The organism is Metabacillus rhizolycopersici, assembly GCF_020075705.1.
In genome coordinates, this window is the sequence record NZ_JAIQUM010000076.1 from 1 (window position 1) to 22,845 (window position 22,845).

The window sequence follows — 22,845 nt, forward strand, 5'->3', positions numbered from 1 at the left end:
AAAGTCCATGTAATGAGAAAAAGAAGCTAATCACCTACTATATATAGGTGACTAACTTCTTTTCGTTATATATATATTGATAAAATGCACATTACTTTCTCAAAGTAATCACTTTTTCAGTGGCCTCCTTTTTTGGGATGTGGTTTTTTTATATTTATTTTAGGAGGAATTAACATGAGTCGGTTATTAATAGAACAATTAAATGAGGAACAATTAGCAGAAGTAAAGAGACAAATGGCTATTTACAGCCAAGGCACACAAGAAATCATTCCTACAGAAGAATTAGCAGCAAAGGTAGCAAAATCAGTTCTTAAAAATCAGCCATTAAAAATTAAACTAGGATTAGATCCATCAGCACCAGATGTTCATCTTGGTCATACTGTCGTACTGAATAAGCTTAGACAGTTTCAAGAAAATGGTCACACGATCCAACTGTTAATAGGTGACTTTACGGGAAAAATTGGAGACCCGACAGGAAAATCAGTTGCTAGAAAACAATTAACGGATGAAGAAGTCAAGCACAATGCCAAAACATACTTCGAACAATTTGCAAAGGTTATAGATATGGATAAAGTGGAACTCCATTATAACTCTGAGTGGTTATCTCAATTAAGTTTTGAGGATGTGATTAACTTAGCTGGAAAAATAACGGTAGCAAGACTTTTAGAAAGGGATGATTTCGAGGAACGCATAGCCTTTAGGAAACCTATATCTCTACATGAATTTTTCTATCCTTTAATGCAAGGATATGATTCTGTTGTATTAGAAAGTGACATTGAACTTGGTGGAACAGATCAGCATTTCAACATTTTAATGGGACGCCATTTTCAAGAGAAATTTGCTAAAGAAAAACAAGTTGCTATCCTGATGCCTTTATTAGAAGGACTTGATGGTGTAGATAAGATGTCTAAATCAAAGAAAAACTACATTGGTATTGATGAAAGTCCACAAGAAATGTACGGAAAAGCGATGTCTATTCCAGATGAACTAATGAATAAATACTTCGAATTAGTAACAGATTTTACGCCTGAACAAATTGAAACGATTAAAGATCAAATCAAAACAGCTGTACTGCATCCAAGAGATGCGAAAATGCTACTTGGTAAGACCATTGTAAGAATGTACCATGGAACAGAAGCAGCAGAAAAAGCAGAACAGCATTTTATCTCCATCTTCCAAAAAGGACTTATGCCCGATGTGATTCCAGTGATTAACTGGAAAGGAAAAACCGAAATAACAATAATAGACTTACTTATAGATTTAAAACTTTTTAATTCCAAGGGTGAAGCTCGTAGAATGATTGAGAATAGGGGCGTTAAGATAAATGGAAACAAGGTGGAAGATACTGAATTACAAATCACTATAACGAATAATTTAATTGTACAAGTTGGTAAACGTAAATATCTAAAAATAAAGCTATAAATAGGATGAAGGTGCAACTCACAGTTGTACCTTTTTTAAACCTTATGTTGAAGTAACAGGAGCGTTAGCATCATAAGAAATTGTGGTTAAGTATTAATCTTTTATATTAGGGTGTTAAGCAATCGGGCGCTTGTGCGGCCGATCCTAGGTCGTATCATATAGCGGGTGGGAGATTCCCGTCGAGTAAGAACTAGCCATTCGCTCGTAGCGAGTCTTGGAGGACTAAAGGTGAACACATATAAGGTGCTCACCTTTTGCAACAATGTGGAAATAGACGATAACCTATAGAATACTTATTGCTTATGCTAAAGATGACATTCTTAACAAAGATGTTAACCTATGGTTCGTTTTTCTAATTAAGAATGTAGCTTTAATGACTAAAGTTATTAAGGCTGAGAACAAGCTAATAAGATTATTCAAGATATATCCCTCCACATTGAATTTTAGTGTTAGAAGATAACACTATAGTTATTATTAGTGTGAGAACAAAAATTATTCAGTGTTTAATTATTGTCGCTTGTGTTCTTTATCTTACAGAGGATTATCTTCCTTAGAACCAGTCCAAATAGTATACCAATTGTCACGTAAAGTAAGGGTAACCATATTGGCCCCAACAATACATTTTTTATTTTGAACGTCGAGGAGGAGATCACTCCAACTGTAACAAAATATGCAGAAAATACGAACGGCATAAATATAAAAGGCGATTTTTCTTCAGGACCATCTCTATAAGCGTCCCACATTGCAAAAAAATAAAGACAAGGATAAAACATTAACCATATTGACGCATCATTTAAAACCTTTATTAGATTGTAGATTGCTTTCTGTTCGTAAAGAAGGAACCTTCCGTTACTATCGTTTACAGCGTCAAGTCCTTGAGCAATACGCTCCCACCTTACTTCAGGAATGAAGTAGGGAGATCATTATGTTTCATATTTCGATATTTATAGAAATACTGAATAAACAAAAAGGAAAATTATACAAATAATATTATCAAAGTAATCCTGCCGAAAAGGATCATCAATTAAATTGACTTATGAATATACGAGGAGGAGATATCATGGATAATGTAAGTTTTTCGTTTAGACGAAAAAGTAGCATTGGTGACTGTGGGGCGAGTCGTGGCATTGGAAGAGCACTAGCTGAAGGGCTGGCGATGGCTGGTGCAGATGTAATTCTGGTGGCACAATCAAAAAATGAAATTGAACAAGGCGCTTAAGTAATTTCCGAGATAACTGGCCGTCGTACTCTTGCGTTGACAAGTGACGTAACCAATAAAGATTCAATTGACGATATGATAAATCAAGCTATCAGTGAATTTGGACATATTGATATTTTAGTGAATAATGCCGGCACTACTCTTAATCATACAGCAATCAATGTGACAGAAGAAGAATGGGATAAGGTATTTGATCTTAACCTAAAGTCTGTCTTTTTTGTCGCACAAGCAGTAGGCAAGCATATGATTGAAAGAGGGTATGGTCGTATAGTCAAATATGGCATCAGTAGCATCGGTACTTACAACTACGAATATGACAGCATACGGTCCAAGTAAGGCAGGGGTAGTCCATTTAACAAAACAAATGGCAAGTGGATGGGCAAAAAAAGGCATTACAGTGAATATAGTTAGTCCAGCCTTCGTTAAGACTGATTTAACTAAAAGAATATTTGAAAATGAAGAAGTTTCAAGAAATATTTTAAATAAAACTCCACTGGGGAGATTTGGAGAACTACATGACTTGATAGCTCCGGTTGTGTTTTTTGTTTCAGAGGGAGCTAGCTATATCACAGAACAGAATTTACTTATCGACGGTGGGAGATCCATCTATTCCAATTAAATTGTCATTCAAAAGTCTATTCATAATATGTTCATCAAGTTTTAGTGCAAAAACAGAGAAAAAAATACTTCAAAATATCTAATGTTGTATCGATTATATTTTGAAGTATTTTTTAAAATAAATTAGAGTGAATATTCAAAATGATATATCATTTTATTTTTAACTGAGTGGTTGGATTACTATTCAAAAATATAATAATTTGGAGGTTGATGTTGTTGAAACGTTTAGAAGAATTAAAAAAGATGATGACTGGAGAGGTGCCTGGACCACCAATAGCCCAATTACTAGGGATAGAAATAATAGAGTTGGAAAAAGGAATGGCTGTATTGGAAATGGAAGCCTCAGAAAAGTTACATAATCCAATGGGAACACTTCATGGAGGCGTACTATGTGATTTATCTGATTTATCTATGGGTTATGCTTTCTTCAGTACGCTGGCTGACGATGAACTATTTACCACAGTAGAAATTAAGTTAAATTTTCTTAAACCTATTTGGGAAGGTAAACTTCGGGCTGAAAGTAAAATTATAAAAAAAGGGGGTTCAATTGGCTTAGTTGAATGTCATGTATATGATAAAAAAAGAAGTCTTGTTGCTCATTCCACAAGCACATGTATGATCTTAAAAGGAAATGATGAGAGTAAACGGATTAAGTTATAATAAACCTAAAATCCGCTCTATTATAAATTTGAAAATTGCGTTTCTATTTAATTAGGATTTATTTCAAAAATAACATAAGTGGATCTTTGAGTACTAAAATTAAGGAGGATTTCCATTGAAAGATATAAATATGTTCATGCCTTTTTCATATAAAGATCTGAAATTTAAAAATCGTATATAGATCAAATTGTTACACACGAAATTCATCTTATGGGCATTTATCCATTTAAGCTAGAATTAGTAAAGGTGCCTGTAAATTCTGATTTATTATTTACAGAAATATAGTATGTTATTTTTAGATTTCAAATTAAACAACTTTATTGTTTCGAAGTATTCTCTAAATTAAAGTTACCATTATAGCAGAATTTCTTTCATTTTGATTAAACTTTTTCTGGAAATTTAATCTAATCCAATTTTCGGACACAAAACATTATAAATTATTAGTTAAATAGACTGATATTTCTTTCTATCTTTTGTGTTGTAAAGGTTTTCAAAAAATGTTTAGAATTTAACATAATAAAATAAGTGATTTTATACTTTTGCAGACTGCATTAACTAAAATTCTGAGTACATGTTCTTTACAAATAAAACGAGGCACAAATTACATGCCTATAAATTTACAAATTGAATGGAGGAACAATAAATGTCAAGAATTCCGTCAATACTTCAGAATTTGCGTATCCCTGTAATCGGATCACCGTTATTTATTATTAGTAATCCTAAGCTAGTGATAGAGCAATGTAAGGCAGGGATCGTTGGATCAATGCCAGCACTGAATGCTAGACCCGCATCCTTACTTGATGAATGGTTGGCAGAAATCACAGAGGAGCTCACAGCTTATAACGCAAAAAATCCAGATCGTCCAGCTGCACCATTTGCTATTAATCAAATTGTCCACAAGTCAAATGAACGGTTAGAACACGACATGGAATTGTGTGTGAAGTACAAAGTTCCCATTATTATTTCGTCCTTAGGTGCCCGTGAGGAGATATTTGACATAGCACATAGCTACGGAGGAATTGTTCTGCACGACGTAATCAATAACACTTTCGCGCACAAGGCAATCGACAAAGGTGCAGATGGCTTAATTGCAGTTGCGGCAGGAGCTGGCGGTCATGCTGGTGTGAAGAGCCCTTTTGCTTTCATTCAAGAAATCCGACAGTGGTTCGACGGTTCGCTTGTTTTGTCCGGATCGATTGCTACGGGAGGTGCAATCCTGGCTGCCCAAGCGATGGGGGCTGATTTTGCATATATTGGCTCACCGTTCATTGCAACGCATGAAGCCTGTGCCTCTGAAGAGTATAAGCAAGCAATCGTTGATTGTACGTCTGATGATATTGTTTATAGCAGTCTTTTCACTGGTGTACATGGAAATTATCTGAAACCATCAATTCGAGCAGCAGGATTGGATCCTGACAATCTTCCTGAAAGTGATCCATCCAAGATGAATTTTGGAGAAGAGGTCGTCAAGCCATGGAAGGATATTTGGGGAAGCGGTCAAGGCATTGGTGCTATTAAAGAGGTTACTAGTGCAGCAGAATTTGTAGACAAACTTTATAAAGAATATTTTGAAGCAAGAGACAGTCTAATCATTCGTAGTGTAGTTAGAAAGATCTGAATCAAAAAAATCGTCCTATTCTTACATTTTATAGCCTTAACATGAATAGAAGCACAGTGGTTTTAGAGTGACCCAATAAAATGAGACAAGGAAAAAACACCTCATGAGTCGTATTAGTTATCTAAACGATTTTGGAGGTGTTTTTTCTAAGTCTCATTTAAATGGGTCAGTTCAGATAATCGATTTTATTTTTTCATTTTAGATTTTTACTTGTATTAGGATGACATCCATTGCCCGCCGTTCACATGAAGTGTTTGCCCGGTCACAAAACGTGAATCATTGGAGGCGAGATAAACAAAGGTAGGAGCAACTTCAAATGGCTGACCTTGACGCTGCATTGGATTATCCGCTAGTGTAACTTCATCCGCAGAGAAACTTGACGGGATAAGTGGAGTCCAAATCCGTCCAGGAGCAATGGCGTTTACCCGGATACCTTTATCTATTAAACTATTTGCCAATGCACGGGTGAAACCAATGTTAGCCCCTTTAGTCGCTGTGTAATCTATCAATTGTTTATTCCCATCATATGTCACAACAGAAGATGTATTAATGATGGAGCTGCCTGCTTTTAAGTAAGGAAGCGCTGCTCGGGTGGTGTAAAAATGAGAGTAGATGTTTACTTTAAAGGTGTCATCGAACTGTTCATCCGTAATATCAAGTAGGCTCAATTGCTGAAATTGAATACCGACGTGGTTACATAGAACATCGAGTTGCCCAAATTTTTGAATAGTTTCTTCTACTATGTTGATACATTGCTTTTTTTCTCTTAAGTCACCCGGTAATAATAAACAGTTTTGTCCTAGTTCCTCAATTCTCATCTTTGTTCTATTCGCATCCTCGTGTTCATCTAAATATGCAATAGCAACATTTGCACCTTCTTTAGCAAAAGCAATGGCTGCTGCTGCACCCATTCCGCTGTCACCACCTGTGATGAGTGCGACTTTTCCTAAAAGCTTTCCGCTTCCTCTATAATTCGGATTTTCAATGATTGGCCTTGGAACCATCAATTTTTCTACACCTGGCTGGCGAAGCTGACGTTGTTCTGGAACAGTGATTGGAACATCTTCGTATCTCGTTATTTTTCCATAATTGGGATACATCGGATAACCTTGTCCATCTGTGTTTTTTTGATATTTTTGATGATCTTGTGACATAGTTGTCCTCCTCAAAATAACCATTTTCCGGTTACTTTATGTCACATAGGCTAATAAAGTGCATGGCCATAGTCAATTGTCTAGATGTCTAAACTATTGATGGTACAGGCTCAATACTTTAAAAAGTTGAATAAAGTGAAAGAAAAAGTGAAAGCTCTAGGGAGGTAATAACTTGTATGACTATAATCCAGAAATAAGGTTATTGTTAGTAGATCATTCTGATGAAAAGGTAGAAATGTTGTACGATTCTAATCCAAATACTTGGCAAATGCCCTTAATAGGACCTAGACCACCATATTATTGTCATCCACGATATGAGCAGTATTATCCTATTATCTAGTCGTATCCTTTTTGGTAGCATTTGATTTATTATTTTCGGCTGAGTAGGAAACTAATGCTTAGTGAATTAAGGGCGCTTTAATTAGTGCGAAATGTTCCTGGCTCAAATGAAATGTGGTCACACAATTTCGGTAAAGGTCAGGCAGTTTTAGATTTCTAAAACTGGAAGGGTTATGTCGAGGAGTCAAATGAGGAGGTAGCTCTCTGAAAGGCTCCCCCTGCGTCGAATAGCACTTGATTTAGTAAGAATGATATTTGTTATAAGCTCGGTGAAAAGGTGTGAGAATTTACCGTAACAGTTTAATCTGACGAAAGCCTACCGGGGTGGTGTAAATCATGTGCTTGAGTTGAATGAACATGGTGAGAATGTTATACACCCTATAATAACAGAAGGGTAAACTGACGAATTTCCGAATGTACAGGTCTAAACTGGCAATACATAGAAATGTGTTATCAAGGGAGTTAACTTCAATATGCAGGTTGATAAATTTTTCGGTATTCGAAGCATTTAATATTATTGTGATAATGGGTCTATAAGGTTTTTATATGATATATTTATTTTAACAATTTAAGGAATTTATTTTCTAATTCAATCTAGGAAAGAAGTGTTTTTATGCAGTTAACTATTGAAGCTACTGGTGATAACGTAAAGGCTATTTCTTATCTGTTAGCCAAAAATCCTAATAACATTTACGAAAGAAACCACAAAGGTCATTTGGTAAGACTTTTTTATAGTAAGTTTAGTGAGACAGAGTTAGAAGTAACAATATTTGTTTCACCAGATCCTATAGAACTTTTGAAAAATACTTCTAATATATACGACATTACCCATTATATAAATGATAGGGAATTTGCAGTTAGTAGTATATTCTGCTCATTTATAAAATCCGCACTAGGGACTGCGTTGAATGGACAACCAAAAGAAGAATTTTTAGAGTGGGTCGGTCAGCCATTTTCTTTTCATTTTAGTTTTGGTCCTGTTGTCTCAAATCTCTCTGACCAACAGATTATGGATCTTTTTGAGCCATTAGGATACGAAATTGAAATTTCTTGCGGAGAAACAGATTACTCTTTTGATATTAAGCAAAAAAGCACAGCAAGATATATTTCCTTAAAGGGACTTTGCACATTACAAAATGGACTTAGACAACTTTTTATTTTAATTCCTGTTTTGGATAACTATAAACATTACTATATTGATGAAAAAGAAATTGAAAAATTGGAAAGGTATGGACAAGGCTGGTTAGAAGATCATCCTCAAAAAGAATTTATATTGCGTCAAGCTCTTCGTTTTAAAGAAATTTATAGTATTGTGGAGAACAGTAAAAATAATATGACTAGCAACGAAAACAAACAGGAAATTGAGGAAGGCAATGCTGTTAAAGTTCGTTTAAATGATCTGCGATACGAAAAAATCATTGAAACAGTAAACAAAATAGAGCCAAGGGAGAGCATTGTTGACTTTGGTTCAGGTGAAGGGAAATTATCATTACGTTTAGGTTTTGTAAATGGAGTAAAAGAAATTTTAGCAGTAGAACCGTCAGAGTCTGCTACTATACGAGCTTTAGAAAGGTTTGATAAAGCTGAATATAAAGTTGGATTTGTTACACCAACAACAGTGTGGGGCTCACTCTTTTATTATGATGAAAGATTAAAGGGAAAGAATATTATGATTCTATGTGAAGTCATTGAGCATATTGATGAGTTTCGATTACCAAAAGTAATGGATACAATTCTGAATGAATATCAACCAAAGGTGTTAATCATTACTACTCCAAATAGAGAATACAACAGTGTGTACGACATGGAAGAACATTTCCGTCACAATGACCATCGATTTGAGTGGACAAGAGAGGAATTCTATAATTGGTGTTCAAATAGAGTTGATAATTATCCGTATAAACTTATATTTGATGGTATTGGAGAAGAACATGAACTATATGGTTGCCCAACTCAAATGTGTATGTTTGTGAGAAAGGAGGTTTAACAATGAAAATAGTATTACCATATGCAGGGATTGTTTTGCTTGTTGGACCATCTAACAGTGGTAAATCAACTTTATTAAAAAGCATGATTGATAATAAAGAGATATTATCATCAGAGGTAGTAAGCTCTGATGAATTTCGAGTTTTAGTAAGTAACATTGAGTTTATTGATTGGCGAGAAAGACCAAAAGATGAAGCAGACTGTCTGTTTGACGAATACCAAAACATTTCAAAAGAAGCATTTTCAATGATGGATTCAGTAATTGAAGCAAGGTGTAGATTAAATAAATTAACCTTCGTGGATGCTACACATCTTCATCCTGACGACAGAAAAAGATATAGATCATTAGCTAGAAAAAACCATGTTCCAATAGTAGCTATAGTGTTAGATATCCCTTTAGATACACTGATAGAAAGAGATGAACAAAGAGATTATTCAAGAGGTAAACGACGAATAAAACAGCAGTATCAAGTATTTAAAAGAGAAAAACGTTTTATAAAAAAAGAAGGATACACATCAACTTACTTACTAAATGAAACAAATAATATAGAATTAGTTAGACGTAGTAATCCGATAGAAATAGACATAAAACATGGAATTGATATTATAGGAGATATCCATGGCTGCTACGATGAAATGATACTTGTTTTAGAGAAATTAGGTTATCAAAAAAATCAAGAAGGACTTTATATTCATCCAAATGGTAGAAAGTTCATTTCTATTGGTGACATTATGAGTCGAGGACCTCAGTCGCTTAAAACGATGCTATTTTTCTTACGCCATGTACAAAATGACCTTGCCTATATGATTGATAGTAATCATGGTTGGAAAATAGCAAGATGGTTAGATGGAAGAAATGTTACTTTAAATCATGGAGATGAAAAAGTCGCGGAAGATTTCAAGCAGTATGAAGAAGAGTTTGGAATGAAACGAACTGAAGAAATAAAATGTGCTTTAAAAGAATTTCTCTTACAAGCTCCTTCACATTATGTGTTTACAAAGAATGGTGTGCAAACCTTAATTTGTACTCACGCTGGAATTAAGGATGAATTTATAGGAAAACAATCACATGATATTAGTGATTTTTGCCGTTATGGTGATACAGACGGATTCGACCATACAGGGAAACCAATAAGAAAAGATTGGTTCATTAATCATAAAACAAATACACTAGTTGTTTGGGGGCATGACCCGAAATCTCAACCACTATTAATAAACAATACAATTAACATTGACCAAGGTGTTGTATTTGGCGGAAAGTTAACCGCATTTCGATTTCCAGAAAAAGAATTTGTTTCTATTAAGGCACTGAAAGACTATTCAGAGTCTACAGATAATCCATTAAAAGAATGGGAAGAAAAGCGATTAGCCCCACCTAATATCGGTAAGTTTATTAATGGATATTCAGTTTTAACAGAAGAGTTAGGTGAAGTACAAATCCATCAGGATATCGTAAAGCCAACTATCGATACAATTTCACACTTTACTATACCTATTGAACAATTAATATATATTCCACCAACAATGAGCCCGACGCCAAATGCCTCTTCTTTAGATAACTATCTTGAGCATCCAAAAGAGGCAATAGACTATTATAGAAGTCAAGGGATTCAAACCATGTTTGCTGAAAAAAAGCATATGGGTAGTAGGGCGATTTTGTTTTTATTTAAGAATAAAGCAGCTGCTAAGAAGTATGTAGGAATAGATACTTTAGGAGTTATCTATACAAGAAGAGGCAGGCGTTTCTTTGATGTTTCCACAGAGGAAAAATTGGTACTGAAAATCAATAAAGATTTGCATGATTATGGTTACTTTGAAAAATACGATACAGAATATTTACTGCTAGATGCTGAGATTATGCCATGGAATTTGAAAGCGAAGGAGCTTATCAGTAATCAGTATGCTCATGTCTCAGAAAATGCAATTTTAGATCGAACTAAATTAAAAGAAAAAATTGAAGCAGCTGTTGGAGAAAATAACGTCTTAAAGGGATGGCTTGAAGAATATCAACAAAAATTAGAAAACGCAATGACATTTAAAGAAGTCTTTCAAAAATACTGTTGGGATATAGGGGATGCTAACCAAATTCAAATTGCACCATTTCACATATTAGCCCATAGTAATGAGACATTCTTTGATCAATCACATATTTGGCACATGGAGATGAGCCGAGAGCTTTCTAAGCATTCAAGCTTATTTGTTGAAACAGAATATAAAATAATTAATGACAAAGCAAGTGAAGAAGAAGTTATTAAATGGTGGGAGGATATGACGAGCGAGGGCCATGAAGGTATTGTTATTAAGCCTGAGTTCTTTATCTCAAGAAATAAAGGAAAACTTATCCAACCTGCGATCAAGGTCAGAGGTCGTAAATATCTTAATATTATTTATGGAATGGATTATTTATTACCTGAGAACCTTGTAAGATTAAAGAATCGAAATACAGGTAAAAAACAAAAACTGGCATTAAGAGAGTTTGCATTAGGTGTAGAAGGAATTAAAAGATTTGTAAACGGGGAATCCATAGAAAGGGTTCATGAATGTGTACTTGCGACATTGGCAATGGAAATGGATCCTGTAGACCCGAGATTATAATGTACAGGCATTGAGCTAACCAGCTTAATGCCTTTTGGTCTTAGAAATCAACCTTCATAACAGGTTATTCTATCTTTGCAAAATCAACATTATTACTTTTATTCCCCAGCATAAACCGATGTATCCTGTGCAAAGGATTATAGAGGCAGCGGGCTAAAAGTCATATTCATGCTTTAACAGTCTTTGTGTAGGTTTATAAAAAAGATAAACAAAGGTCGATAATATATAATAAAGTTTGATAAAATATTTTATGTAGATAAGAGGAGAAGGAAAGCATTTTAATAGCTGAATTGAAAACTATATAAATGAAAATACTTATCATTATTCAATCATTACGGGGATGAGGTTGCAAATGTATTATGCCTTACTGATAATAGGTGCAGTGGTATTTTTTATCGGGATTTTTTGGTTTGTTTTGATGTATATCGAAAAAAAATTTACTTTTCGTAATACATGTAAAGCTTTTTTGGGATTAATAATGGGTGGATTATTGCTATTTATAACTCTCCCTAGCTTAAAATATATGATATTTAAAGAGTATGATATTGTAAAAGGGAGTTGCATCATCGAGATCGATTCAGCTGGGCGATCCAATGAGGCATCATTTAAACTGCCGGATACGGACGATGTATTTTATTTTACAGATATTCCTGACTTAGATTCCTATGGAAGGGCAGTTCCTTACTATTGCGAGGTCACTGTCACAAAGGATCATGAGTTTGAAGTAGGCTATAAAATATATGATGCTAAATCAAGGGAACTTATACAAACAAGTGAATAGTTCATATTTGCAGTTGATAACATTGAAACGGTAGTCATTTTCAGTATTTGTATTTCTAAACAATCAAACTTTTTTATGAAAATTCACAAAACTCACATTTTGATCAATTTTTTTCAAAATGTGAGTTTTTCTTTTGCAGTACAATTATTATTTATAGCGTGTTTTTATCAAACATTGAGGACTTATATAATAAAGATATCTCACAAATAGTAATAAAAACAGAGTACCCATATGATGATTTTTTAAGAAATGTTGTAATAGAAGTAGATTCCTTAATCAAGGGACACGGCATTATTGGTTACAGAGAAGAATGGAATGACTCAGATTTTACCTTAAGTACATTTCTAAAATTGAGAAAGCTGGATCACCCGTCACGCGTGACATCACTTGTCAACAGGGTACCAAGCAATCACGTTCTAAGAAACGTCATCGGGTGGTATTTTTCAAGGATAATTACGGCAATGTGATACGTGTTGTCACCAATTTAATGAACGTTTCACCAGAAGACATCGCCGATTGGCACAACTGAAAATGTCGTTTTTAATGTGAACGCCTAATAGCGAAGGGCTTGATGCCCGAAGCTATTAAACTCACAAACGGTAGAGGGGATTAAAAGCTCTTGGATCTTTTTGATTTGTCAAGAATCAAAAAGATCCAAGAGCTTACTAGATCATAAGCAAAGCGTTGATATAGTCGGCTTGTTGGTGGGTTCGATGCCCTAAACAAGCCGATCTTTTAATCGTTAGGAGCAAAGCGCAGCAAGCGACTTGATTCTTGGCTTCAGACAAGAATTTACCATTTCTTCATAGATTAACTTTCAAAGTTGAAAATCAACACGACATGGATAAAACGATCGTAGGGATAGAGCCAACGGGTCATTATTGGCTTAATTTGGCCCATTTCCTTAAAGATCATGAAATAATGTTCGTCGTTGTTAACCCTTTGCATGCGAAGAAAAATTAAGAGTTAGATGATAACTTGCCTATTAAAAATGATGTTAAAGATTCGAAAGTAATTGCATAGTTAGTCAAAGAGCTAATCGATAAAGTTCGGTTGGCTCTTTTTTAAATTCTCATCAATTACTTGTGAATTAAACTTTTATTCTAGGTTTCCTATAATAATCAGGGGTATACGAAACGAATCCTATTTAAAAAAAGCACAAGAGCTGCTATTTAAATACAAGGGCAGGATATCTGTTTCAGGTAGATTCCGATTGGTTTAAATTTCCTTATATAAGGTAATAATGCTATTCGAGAAAGGATGAATTTTTTCGAAAAAAATAACAACATTTTACAGAAGCTGCTCCTTGTGTTAGCTGTAGGCATGGACATTAGGTGATAAATATGTGGAAAACGATTGTTTCCTATCTTCCAGACGGGAATGTTTTTATGCAAGCTTTTATTGCGTTTTTCATCCCATATTCTATCTCGAGATTTTTTAGTTGGATCAGTACTTCAGAGGAAGAGTGATGAGAATGTGGAGATCAAAGATCAGAAAAACAAAAAAACATGCAATTGAAAGTGAAAAAAAGGAAGAATATAAGCCATATGAAAATCCAACAGGTCATTTTACTGGCGATTTCACCTTGGATTTGGAACTTATCAGGAAAGAAATCAGTCATAATTCGGATGTGCAATTTCGGGAGTTTAATATCGGGCGTACAGTTATTCGGGCGGCCATCATTTTTGTGGATGGACTGTCCGATAAAGATCTCATCGACAAACATATTATGAAATCATTGATGGTTGATTTTATCGACGAATTTAAACAGGAACCATCTTATGTGAAAGGAACTATTTCAAAAGAATTTATTAAAAATCAAATTCTTTCCATTAGTGAAGTAAAAGAAGCCCATCATATAAAAGAGTTGATACCAAAAGTATTGACAGGTTCAACAGCCCTTTTGATTGATGGATTATCAGATGTGTTCCTACTTGGTACAACCAAAGCAAACAAACGGAATATTGAAGAGCCGGTATCAGAAGCATTGGTCAGAGGTCCACGAGTTGGTTTCACTGAAATTTTAACCGATAATACCGCCCTTTTGCGGAGACATGGTGAAAACGTGAACTTATCATTAACAAAATTCCAAGTAGGAAAACGTGCAAAAAAAGAATTGGTCATCGCCTATATGAAAGAGATTGCTGACCCGGAATTAGTAGAAGAGGTAAAGAAAAGAATTCAGAAAATTGATATTGATCATCTACCGGAATCAGGCTATGTAGAGCAACTGATCGAAGATAATTACCTCAGTCCCTTTCCTCAAGTACAAAATACAGAGCGTCCCGACCGTGTAATCAGCGCATTGATGGAAGGACGAGTAGCAATCATGTTAGATGGAACGCCTTTCGCTTTGATCGCTCCGGTTACGTTCAGTATGCTATTGCAATCGCCGGAAGATTATTATGAACGATGGATTCCCGGCACTCTCTTCCGTCTACTGCGTTTTGGAGCAGCAAATGTTACGTTGTTTGCACCTTCATTGTATATTTCTTTTATTTCGTTTCATCAGGGATTGATCCCAAGCGAGTTAGCGATTTCAATCACAGGAACTAGGGAAGGTGTTCCGTTTCCCTCACTAATAGAAGCACTGGTTATGGAAATAGCCATCGAAATTTTACGGGAAGCTGGGCTACGCTTACCTAAACCCATTGGCCCAGCGATGGGGATTGTTGGCGGACTGATCATCGGTGAAGCAGCCGTACAAGCAGGGATTGTTAGTAATATTATGGTTATTGTAGTGGCAATAACCGCCATTTCTTCCTTTGCCATTCCGAGTTATAGTGCAGGGATGCCATTGCGTATTCTTCGCTTTGTAGCCATGTTTAGTGCTGCATTGTTTGGATTGTACGGAGTCATTCTGTTTTTCCTCTTTCTTTGCAGTCATTTGGTGAAACTGAAGAGTTTTGGCGTACCTTATGCCAGTCCTGCTGTGCCTTATCGATTAAGTGACTGGAAAGATTTTATGGTTCGCATGCCACTTCAGATGATGAAACGTCGTCCGAAGATGATGCATACGAAAGATCAAATTCGTAAAGGATAGCCTACTTAGAAAGGAAGTGAACCCTAGATGATTCTCAGTCCGAAAGACCGAATAACCACTCCGCAAGCAGCTGTTGTCGTCACCAATTTTATACTTGCAACAGGGATTCTCACCCTGCCCAGAGCATCAGTGGAGAAGGTGAAAACACCAGATGTCTGGCTAACCGTTATATTAGGCGGGCTGATCGCGATACTAGCAGGGGTGATCATAGTCAAATTAAGTCAACAGTTTCCCCAAAAAACCTTTTATCAATACAGCCAAGAAATAGTAGGGAAATGGGTAGGCGGGCTACTTAGTCTACTTATTGTATGTTATTTTTTAATAACTGCTGGGTTTCAAGTCAGATCGCTGGCAGAAGTAACAAGTTTTTTTTTGCTGGAAGGCACCCCCACCTGGGCTGTCATCATGCCGTTTATGTGGGTGGGTCTCTATCTGATCATGGGTGGTATAAACTCCATCGCTCGCATGTGTGAAATTATATTCCCTATTACGGTCATCATTTTTTTGCTGGTTTCCTTTATGAGCTTCGGAATATTTGAGATAGATAATCTACGTCCGGTATTAGGATTGGGAGTTATACCAGTGCTAAAAGGGGTAAAGACAACTGCTCTCTCGTATACAGGTTTTGAAATCATGTTGCTCCTTCCAGCATTTATGAAACAGCCTCATAAAGCAGTAAAAGCCGTTCTAGTCGGAACGGCCATACCCTTGATCTTTTATGTAATAACGGTCATTATGGTCATCGGAGCGTTTTCCGTCGACGGAGTAGTTACAAGAACATGGCCGACCCTTGATCTCATGCGAAGTTTTGAAATCACCGGTTTGTTCTTTGAACGGTTTGAGTCTTTGTTGCTCGCGATATGGATTATGCAAATATTTTCCAGTTTCATAATAGCCTACTATGCAGCTGCTTTAGGGCTGGCTCAACTCTTCCAAAAGAACATTCATCCATTTATGTACGGATTACTTCCAGTTATTTACATCATCTCTATGGTGCCGAAAAATATCAATGACCAATTTAAATTCGGTGATATAGTTGGCAATGTCGCGTTGTATTTATTTGGTTTACTACCGTTGCTACTACTTCTCATTGTTTCAAGATGGAAGGTGGGAAAGCATGAAGCAAAGCCATAACAATGTACGGTCCCTCAAGGGTATGCTCTCTTTTCTATTACTCCTGTTTCTTACAGGGTGCTGGAGCAGTAATGAAATTGAAGAAAAAGCTTTAAGTGTAGGTTTGGCATTAGATGAAGGAAAAGAATCAAAAATTGAGAAAGAGTTAAAGGAACAAGGAGGGGGATATAACCAAACAGAAAAAATAACCATGACTTATCAATTCGTTAACCCACAAGGAACAGGTTCGGAGAGTAAGGGAGGGGGATCGCAACAAAAACCTTACTTGAATATTACTGAAACCGGTGATTCCATCCATCAAATGAGTCGCGAATTTTCATTGAGAAGTTCTCTCCCCATGTTCAGTCCACATCTTAAAGTGATCGTTATTAGTGAGGATCTTGTACGTAAGTATAGTTTGGAACAATTACTTGATCAATTTCTCCGTGATAATGAGGTTAGACCAAGCTGTCTTGTGTTCATTAGCAGTGGGCGAGCAAACGAGACGATGGAATCAAAGGAATCAGGAGAAATTCCAGCGTTTCGTTTGATTGGAATTTCAGATAATGAAGATCGAACAACAAGGATTTTGCCCCCTATGTCACTCGCTAAATTAGAGGGCAAGATGCAATCAGGATCTAGTTTTCTTTTGCAAAATGTAATTTCGACGAACGGAGAAGTTAAATTTTCAGGAGCTGCCGTGATTACAGGAAAGACAAAAAAGCTGCTTGGTTTTTTGAATGAAGAGGAATTGGATGGCTTAACGTGGATAACTGGAAAGGGAAAAGGCGGTTTGGTGAAAAACTTTGATAAAGAGACAAATCAGCCAATCATTTACGAGGTAAAGTCTATGAAAAGCAAAATCACACCTCGTATTAAGGGGAACAACATCTCTTTTGATGTAAAAATCGAATCAGAAGGGCGTCTTTCTGAAAATTGGGTGGTTTCGGGGGAAACTTCTGAAAAAAAATTTTTAAAAAGTGCTGAAAAAGCTGCTGAAGAAGAAGTAAAACAATCGGTAAATAATGTAATAGAAAAAATGCAAAAGGATTACCAAGTCGACGTTGCCGGCTTTGGAAATCGATTGAGAATTGAACATCCTAAAGTATGGGAAAAAGTCAAAAAAGATTGGGACCAAACATTTAGTGAAGTTCCAATCGAATACAACGTGAAATTAACTATTATGGATTATGGGGCGTCAAGCTTCAAAAAGTGAAATTACTTCAATTCTAAAGAAACCTTCTTTTTGTTTTATTGTCCAGAAAGTCACAGGAATAAATAAAATATGAGACTAACAGTAGAGTCACCTTTTGTTGACTCTTTTATTTTGGAATGGAGGCGGTCATGTAGGAATAGTGAAGAGAAAACGAACAAGTATTGCGTCTTAATAATCTTCTGACCATTATTTATTGAAGGACGGTAAACGTCAAGTAGCCCCCAAATACTACATGGGTGGTGTATTTCGGGACTATGTTTTGTTTGCTTCACTTTTTATCGGTACTCTGCATGCCGAGGGTAAACTAGATGACCACGGCAAGACTTTATCTATTTCTTTTTTATTCGTTAGATCCATATTTGGCAGCGTTTCAAACAAATAGCGAAGATAATGATAGAGACTCAAATCGTTCTCTTTTGCCGTTTCAACCACACTATACATGATGGCACTCCCTCTAGCACCTCGCGGTGTTTTAGAAAACATCCAATTTTTTCTCCCAATCACAAACGGCTTAATGGAACGTTCACTTCTGTTGTTGTCGATTTCTAAATGTCCGTCCAATAAAAAAGCTTCAAGATGATTCCATTGATTCAAACAATAAGTGATGGCTTTTCCTAGCGCGCTTTTTGGTAGAACAAGATCTTTTTGTTCATAAAGCCATGCTGAAAAAAGGTCCAGAATGGGCCTGCTTTTTTCCAGTCGCTGCTCATATCGTTCTGTAGGATCGACATGTTTTAGCTTTCTTTCGATAGAATAGAGTAATGTAACCCTTCGCTCGCCTTCACCTTTTTTCCCTTCTGTGAATCAGGTAAAGCCTTTAAGGCTTCATCAAACTTACGTCTGGCATGTGCCCAACATCCCACAAGGGTGACATCCGGTACTTGATTGTAACCACTTTATCCATCCACTTGTAAATAACCTTGATAACCCGTTAAAAAACGTTTCGGGTGTTCGCCTGCTCTTGTTGGTTGATAGTCATAGAGAACAATGGGGATATCATCTCGCCCTGTGCGATATAACCACAGATAGGACTTGGTAGTTGCGGCACGACCAGGTTCACGTAAGACTTGGAAGGTTGTTTCATCCGCATGAAGGATGGTTCGAGCAAGTAGATGCTCATGCATCCTTTTATACAATATCACTAACCATTGATCAGCCCCGTATAATAACCAATTCCCCATCGTTTGACGTGATAAGTAGATTCCCATTCGTTCAAAATGCTTTTCCTGACGATAAAGAGGCAATCCTTCTACATATTTTTGAGTCATGATATACGCCATAATGGACGGGGAAGCGATCCTTTTGGGAAAGGCGGGAGCTGGCATATTCGCAGTCACAATCGGTGTGGAAACCTCATCTAGTTCACACTTGCGGCAAGCATATACGTATCTCTTATGTTCTGTCACCTTTACTTCTGCAGGAACAATCGTCAGTTCCTTACGGACTTCTACACTCATCTCATGTAAAGCACCACCACAGCACGAACAAACCTGTTCCTCGTCAGCCAAACGATATTCAATCGTTTCGATAGGAAGGTTTTGGACGGACTCATCCCTATGACCGCGTTTCTTTTTACGACGATAGGTGATGGTTTCAACAACTGGTTCGGGTACTTCGGTGTCACTTTCTTTCTCAGCCTCATTAAACAGTTCTAGAGCGAGTTGATTTTCCGTTGTTTTTTCGCTAGACGTACCGAACCGTTTTTGTTGACTAAGACGAAATTGTTCTTCGTACCATCTCACTTTTGTCGTGAGTTCTTCTACTTGAGCTTGAAGAGATTCAATTGTAGGTTGATTTTGATGAGAAGATGTTGTTTTCATAGATGAATCCATTCGACAAAATGAATCAAATCCCTTCTAAATATATAAATTTTTCACAGGATTGTTCTCGCATATACGGCTTGATGCCCTTGTTTTTGTTCAAATGAAAGTCCATCAAGAAGCCATCTCAGTTGCCTTCTTGATATGGTAAGTGGCACATTTTGATGTTGAGTTGGCCAGTCAAACTTTCCTTTTTCCAATCTGCGATAATGCAACCAAAAACCATTATGTTCCCACACGAGAATCTTTAGTTTATCGCGTGAGCGATTGCAAAAGACAAATAAACAAGAAGAAAAGGGATCTAAATCAAACTCTTCCTTCACAATGGCTGCCAGTCCATCAATAGATTTACGTAAGTCTGTAGCTCCTTGTGCGATACATACCCTTTCAATGGCTGTTTCTAGTATCATAGCTGTTTTACCGTCTGCATCACTTGTAAAAGCACTTGTGGAGTAAAAGGTGCATCTATTTCAATTGTAGCTTCTTTAAAATGAATGCGGATGGTGGTATGTATTTTTTCTTCTATTGGAAGGATATTCACAGATACTCATTTTGTACGTTTACTTTCAGTTGGACTATCAGCTTGAGGTGATAATTTCTTGAGCCAATAATATAGCCGATGAACCGGCAGGTTCTGTTTTTGACACCAAGCAGCTTTTGATAATCCACTTTCTTTAGAATCTTGGATGTGAGCTTCCCATTCTTTCTTTATAAGGCGTTTTTTCATAAAAAAACCTCCACATGTATGATGTAAGGAGATTATCTCATGAGCTATTTACAAGTAGTAGGTGGGGAATATTTGACGCTTACTTTTTAATCAGCTTTTTGCCGCTTTAATCGCTTATGTCCTATTGAAATGGCTCTATACAAAGACATCTGAAGGACGAGTATTCGAAAAATGTCGTTTATCTCTTTTCAAAGAAAACTACTAAAAGACAACTTACCGATTGACTGGCGTTCTGAAATGGCTGTTGTTTTAAAAAACTACAAAAACATTCAAGGGATAAGTCTGTATAATTTTGGATAATCAACACGCATGGTATCTTTTTTTACCTACTTATTCAAAAAAGGAATGAAAAAATGAGCTATGATATTAGTATATGGTCTGTAAATAAAACTTCATTTAAGAATGAAGTTTTTAACCAGGAGAATATTAAGTGGCAGAATGACGGAATCATCTATGAAGGTTCAAATTGGCAAATTATGATAAGTAATCCTCATGAAGTAATGGAAGAAGATATTCCAGAAGAAGTGTTAGGTGAACTACCAGGGATCAGCTATTTTACAAATATTATTTTAGAACCTATAGGGGCACCTAAACGGTCTTTTCAGATACTAAAGAAGATATCTAAAATTCTTGCTCAATCTTCCCATGGAGTAATAATTGATGAACAGGAGGGTACCGTTTCATCCCCATCTGGTGTGAAAAGACTAGAAAATGTTTTGGTAAAAGAGGACCCAAGCTTTCTTCAAATGACATGGTGGTTCATTGATAATCAGAAGTTTAAAAAAGCTGGATTTGAAGCATTTTTAGATTTAATTGAATCTACTATGCCTGAAGTTCTGCCTAGGAGATACGGACTTTATGAGCCGCCACAATTTAAACTATCTGATAAGGGGAAAGGCCATTTTATTGAGTTTATGTTTAAAAATTTACATGAAGGAGTAGTTTGGTATCCAAGTAAACCTTTTACAGATGTACACTTTGGTATTCCAGATAAGGTAGGCCCTACACGTGAAGGATTTAGATCATGTTATGTCTCGATCAACTTTTTGGAAGAGGTATTGAGCCAACCGGGATGGCCGTTAGAAATAAAGAGATTTTGGCTGAAGACTTCCGAGCTGCTAAATTCCTTCTACGGTGAGATTAGAAGGGGATGGAGTCCCGTATCTGCTTGGTGGTGGAGAGGCCTACCTAAGAAGTTAGGAAATGCTGCAATTTTAGGAGAGCCTTATATCGATTTATGGCCGGATTTTGTCAATAAAGCTAAACAAACTGAAAGTGGTTTGTTTTATATTGAAAATATAAATAAAGATTATCAGGATCTTCATTCAATTATCACAGAAATACCAGAAGCCATTGTACAACCGAAGAATAAGCAAAAATACTCAAGAAATTGGCCTTTTAAGGGACCATTTTTAAAATATAAATAATATCACATTTTAAAACTAACAAAATACATATTAGTTGTAGATTGCAGTCTGCTTTTTTTGCTGTGTGAACACAATTGAATTTCTGTATTCCAGAATCGGGCGCATTTCCAGAGTATGGATCTGCGCTTTTTGTGCATGAAAGGTCCATTATCTGGAATAACTTAATGTGAAAATGATGGGATTTTGAAATAAATGTTATTAAGCAAAAGGGAAGGATAAATGAATAGGGCTCTTAAAAGTATACAAATTGTTAAATAACTTTTCCATTGGGAGATGACTTAATGATTACAATAGCTACTGCTGAAGATCACCTGAAAAAAAGAATTGGTGAAAACACAAATGATGTAATAAACATTTGGGGGAAGTTTAAATCATTTGCAAAAGAAGACGTTAATGATGAAGAAGAAAGAGCCATTTTATTTCAGTGTGGGATATATAACTTTACTGGAGAAAAGCTATTCTATTACGATTTTGTCAGACAATTCACTGATGAAGAAGATGGGCACATTCAACAACTTCATTGTGAATTCGTTTTTGAACCTATAAAAGAGTTGAAGAAATTGGAAGCATCAGAATGGTATTTTGACACTGATGGTGAAATAGATGATTTCTTTAATGAAATAGAAACTCTTGATGAGTTTAAAATACCATTAAACCATAAACCGTTAGGATTAAACTTATATCAAGAGGAAGTATAATTTCTTCATAAACAGATGCTTTTCTTCAATAATGCTTAGCGATGATCTTCAGCAAAAAGGCGCGTTACTTCAATAAATGAAGACGCACTTTTCTTATTGAAGTAACAGAACAGAATAGTTCTATAAATGATTCGACGTGAATAATTAAAATACCCAGCTAATCTTCTCATATGGGGGTACCACCACATGCCCATCAAGCTAACAAAGTAAATTACTAGATACGAAATGATCCTTGTTTCAAAACTAGCGAGTGATGGAAAAGTAGGCATGCCAAAGAAGCCTATTAAAACGCGATTTTTTCGCTAGGCAGCTTGTCTATGCTTCACCGTCGTTTCATACACAACCCCTAGAATATCAAAGACGGTCAGCTTCTTATACCGATGACATTTACGACCGTTCTTTTTTAGCA

The 22,845-nt window shown here is 36.0% G+C and carries 15 protein-coding genes and 3 pseudogenes; 14 read left to right on the plus strand and 4 right to left on the minus strand.

Going from position 1 to position 22,845, the window contains the following annotated elements; translation table 11 throughout:
- Positions 1–174: 174 nt before the first annotated feature.
- From tyrS to K9V48_RS22575, 5 genes and pseudogenes are all read left to right on the plus strand, one after another.
- Positions 175–1,422 (plus strand): tyrosine--tRNA ligase, encoded by a 1,248-nt coding sequence (tyrS, locus tag K9V48_RS22555; protein ID WP_224141376.1) that lies wholly within the window; start codon positions 175–177, stop codon positions 1,420–1,422.
- A 1,060-nt stretch (positions 1,423–2,482) separates the two neighbouring features.
- Complete coding sequence (locus tag K9V48_RS22560) at positions 2,483–2,641, plus strand: SDR family NAD(P)-dependent oxidoreductase (RefSeq protein WP_224141377.1); 159 nt, start codon at positions 2,483–2,485, stop codon at positions 2,639–2,641.
- A gap of 75 nt (positions 2,642–2,716) precedes the next feature.
- Positions 2,717–3,260, plus strand: a pseudogene (locus K9V48_RS22565) (SDR family NAD(P)-dependent oxidoreductase).
- 215 nt (positions 3,261–3,475) lie between these two features.
- Positions 3,476–3,919: a PaaI family thioesterase gene (locus K9V48_RS22570; protein ID WP_224141378.1), complete on the plus strand. Its 444-nt coding sequence runs from the start codon at positions 3,476–3,478 to the stop codon at positions 3,917–3,919.
- Positions 3,920–4,562: 643 nt separating this feature from the next.
- Complete coding sequence (locus K9V48_RS22575) at positions 4,563–5,537, plus strand: NAD(P)H-dependent flavin oxidoreductase (RefSeq protein WP_224141379.1); 975 nt, start codon at positions 4,563–4,565, stop codon at positions 5,535–5,537.
- Between the two features lie 215 nt (positions 5,538–5,752).
- Here the strand turns inward: K9V48_RS22575 and K9V48_RS22580 are convergent, their stop codons facing one another.
- Positions 5,753–6,691, minus strand: a complete 939-nt coding sequence (locus tag K9V48_RS22580; protein WP_224141380.1) for an SDR family oxidoreductase — start codon at positions 6,689–6,691, stop codon at positions 5,753–5,755.
- Positions 6,692–7,643: 952 nt separating this feature from the next.
- Between K9V48_RS22580 and K9V48_RS22585 the strand changes: the two genes are divergently transcribed.
- The 7 genes and pseudogenes from K9V48_RS22585 (at position 7,644) to K9V48_RS22620 (ending at position 17,764) form a co-directional block, all read left to right on the plus strand.
- Positions 7,644–9,017, plus strand: coding sequence for a 3' terminal RNA ribose 2'-O-methyltransferase Hen1 (locus tag K9V48_RS22585; protein ID WP_224141381.1), 1,374 nt, complete (start codon positions 7,644–7,646; stop codon positions 9,015–9,017).
- A 2-nt stretch (positions 9,018–9,019) separates the two neighbouring features.
- The gene (locus K9V48_RS22590) at positions 9,020–11,611 is read left to right on the plus strand and encodes a polynucleotide kinase-phosphatase (RefSeq protein WP_224141382.1); all 2,592 of its coding nucleotides are present in this window, start codon (positions 9,020–9,022) and stop codon (positions 11,609–11,611) included.
- 352 nt (positions 11,612–11,963) lie between these two features.
- Positions 11,964–12,392: a hypothetical protein gene (locus tag K9V48_RS22595; protein ID WP_224141383.1), complete on the plus strand. Its 429-nt coding sequence runs from the start codon at positions 11,964–11,966 to the stop codon at positions 12,390–12,392.
- Positions 12,393–13,226: 834 nt separating this feature from the next.
- A pseudogene (locus K9V48_RS22605) lies at positions 13,227–13,352 on the plus strand (IS110 family transposase); the annotation flags it as partial.
- Positions 13,353–13,860: 508 nt separating this feature from the next.
- Entirely contained in the window at positions 13,861–15,435 is a 1,575-nt protein-coding gene (locus tag K9V48_RS22610) for a spore germination protein (protein WP_224141384.1), read from the plus strand.
- A gap of 27 nt (positions 15,436–15,462) precedes the next feature.
- Entirely contained in the window at positions 15,463–16,569 is a 1,107-nt protein-coding gene (locus K9V48_RS22615) for a spore germination protein (RefSeq protein WP_224141385.1), read from the plus strand.
- Positions 16,553–17,764 carry a Ger(x)C family spore germination protein gene (locus tag K9V48_RS22620; RefSeq protein WP_224141386.1) on the plus strand — a complete coding sequence of 404 codons (1,212 nt, stop codon included), beginning with the start codon at positions 16,553–16,555 and terminating at the stop codon, positions 17,762–17,764. Before K9V48_RS22615 ends, K9V48_RS22620 begins: the two co-directional genes overlap by 17 nt.
- A 252-nt stretch (positions 17,765–18,016) precedes the next feature.
- Here K9V48_RS22620 and tnpC read toward each other — a convergent pair.
- The 3 genes and pseudogenes from tnpC to tnpA form a co-directional block, all read right to left on the minus strand.
- A pseudogene (gene tnpC / locus K9V48_RS22625) lies at positions 18,017–19,596 on the minus strand (IS66 family transposase).
- 41 nt (positions 19,597–19,637) lie between these two features.
- Positions 19,638–19,994: an IS66 family insertion sequence element accessory protein TnpB gene (tnpB, locus tag K9V48_RS22630; RefSeq protein ID WP_224141387.1), complete on the minus strand. Its 357-nt coding sequence runs from the start codon at positions 19,992–19,994 to the stop codon at positions 19,638–19,640.
- Between the two features lie 137 nt (positions 19,995–20,131).
- Complete coding sequence (gene tnpA, locus K9V48_RS22635; RefSeq protein WP_224141388.1) at positions 20,132–20,311, minus strand: IS66 family insertion sequence element accessory protein TnpA; 180 nt, start codon at positions 20,309–20,311, stop codon at positions 20,132–20,134.
- Between the two features lie 353 nt (positions 20,312–20,664).
- Here tnpA and K9V48_RS22640 point away from each other — a divergent pair, with 353 nt between their 5' ends.
- The gene (locus K9V48_RS22640) at positions 20,665–21,738 is read left to right on the plus strand and encodes a hypothetical protein (RefSeq protein ID WP_224141389.1); all 1,074 of its coding nucleotides are present in this window, start codon (positions 20,665–20,667) and stop codon (positions 21,736–21,738) included.
- Positions 21,739–22,019: 281 nt separating this feature from the next.
- Positions 22,020–22,436, plus strand: a complete 417-nt coding sequence (locus K9V48_RS22645; protein WP_224141390.1) for a hypothetical protein — start codon at positions 22,020–22,022, stop codon at positions 22,434–22,436.
- Positions 22,437–22,845 lie beyond the last annotated feature (409 nt).

Excerpts from the sequence above, each read along its gene's own strand:
- tnpB (WP_224141387.1), bottom strand. The coding sequence starts at position 19,994 with ATGATACTAGAAACAGCCATTGAAAGGGTATGTATCGCACAAGGAGCT.
- K9V48_RS22620 (WP_224141386.1), top strand. The coding sequence starts at position 16,553 with ATGAAGCAAAGCCATAACAATGTACGGTCCCTCAAGGGTATGCTCTCT.
- tyrS (WP_224141376.1), top strand. The coding sequence starts at position 175 with ATGAGTCGGTTATTAATAGAACAATTAAATGAGGAACAATTAGCAGAA.
- K9V48_RS22575 (WP_224141379.1), top strand. The coding sequence starts at position 4,563 with ATGTCAAGAATTCCGTCAATACTTCAGAATTTGCGTATCCCTGTAATC.
- K9V48_RS22640 (WP_224141389.1), top strand. The coding sequence starts at position 20,665 with ATGAGCTATGATATTAGTATATGGTCTGTAAATAAAACTTCATTTAAG.
- K9V48_RS22590 (WP_224141382.1), top strand. The coding sequence starts at position 9,020 with ATGAAAATAGTATTACCATATGCAGGGATTGTTTTGCTTGTTGGACCA.
- K9V48_RS22645 (WP_224141390.1), top strand. The coding sequence starts at position 22,020 with ATGATTACAATAGCTACTGCTGAAGATCACCTGAAAAAAAGAATTGGT.
- tnpA (WP_224141388.1), bottom strand. The coding sequence starts at position 20,311 with ATGAAAAAACGCCTTATAAAGAAAGAATGGGAAGCTCACATCCAAGAT.
- K9V48_RS22560 (WP_224141377.1), top strand. The coding sequence starts at position 2,483 with ATGGATAATGTAAGTTTTTCGTTTAGACGAAAAAGTAGCATTGGTGAC.
- K9V48_RS22615 (WP_224141385.1), top strand. The coding sequence starts at position 15,463 with ATGATTCTCAGTCCGAAAGACCGAATAACCACTCCGCAAGCAGCTGTT.
- K9V48_RS22595 (WP_224141383.1), top strand. The coding sequence starts at position 11,964 with ATGTATTATGCCTTACTGATAATAGGTGCAGTGGTATTTTTTATCGGG.
- K9V48_RS22585 (WP_224141381.1), top strand. The coding sequence starts at position 7,644 with ATGCAGTTAACTATTGAAGCTACTGGTGATAACGTAAAGGCTATTTCT.
- K9V48_RS22580 (WP_224141380.1), bottom strand. The coding sequence starts at position 6,691 with ATGTCACAAGATCATCAAAAATATCAAAAAAACACAGATGGACAAGGT.
- K9V48_RS22610 (WP_224141384.1), top strand. The coding sequence starts at position 13,861 with ATGAGAATGTGGAGATCAAAGATCAGAAAAACAAAAAAACATGCAATT.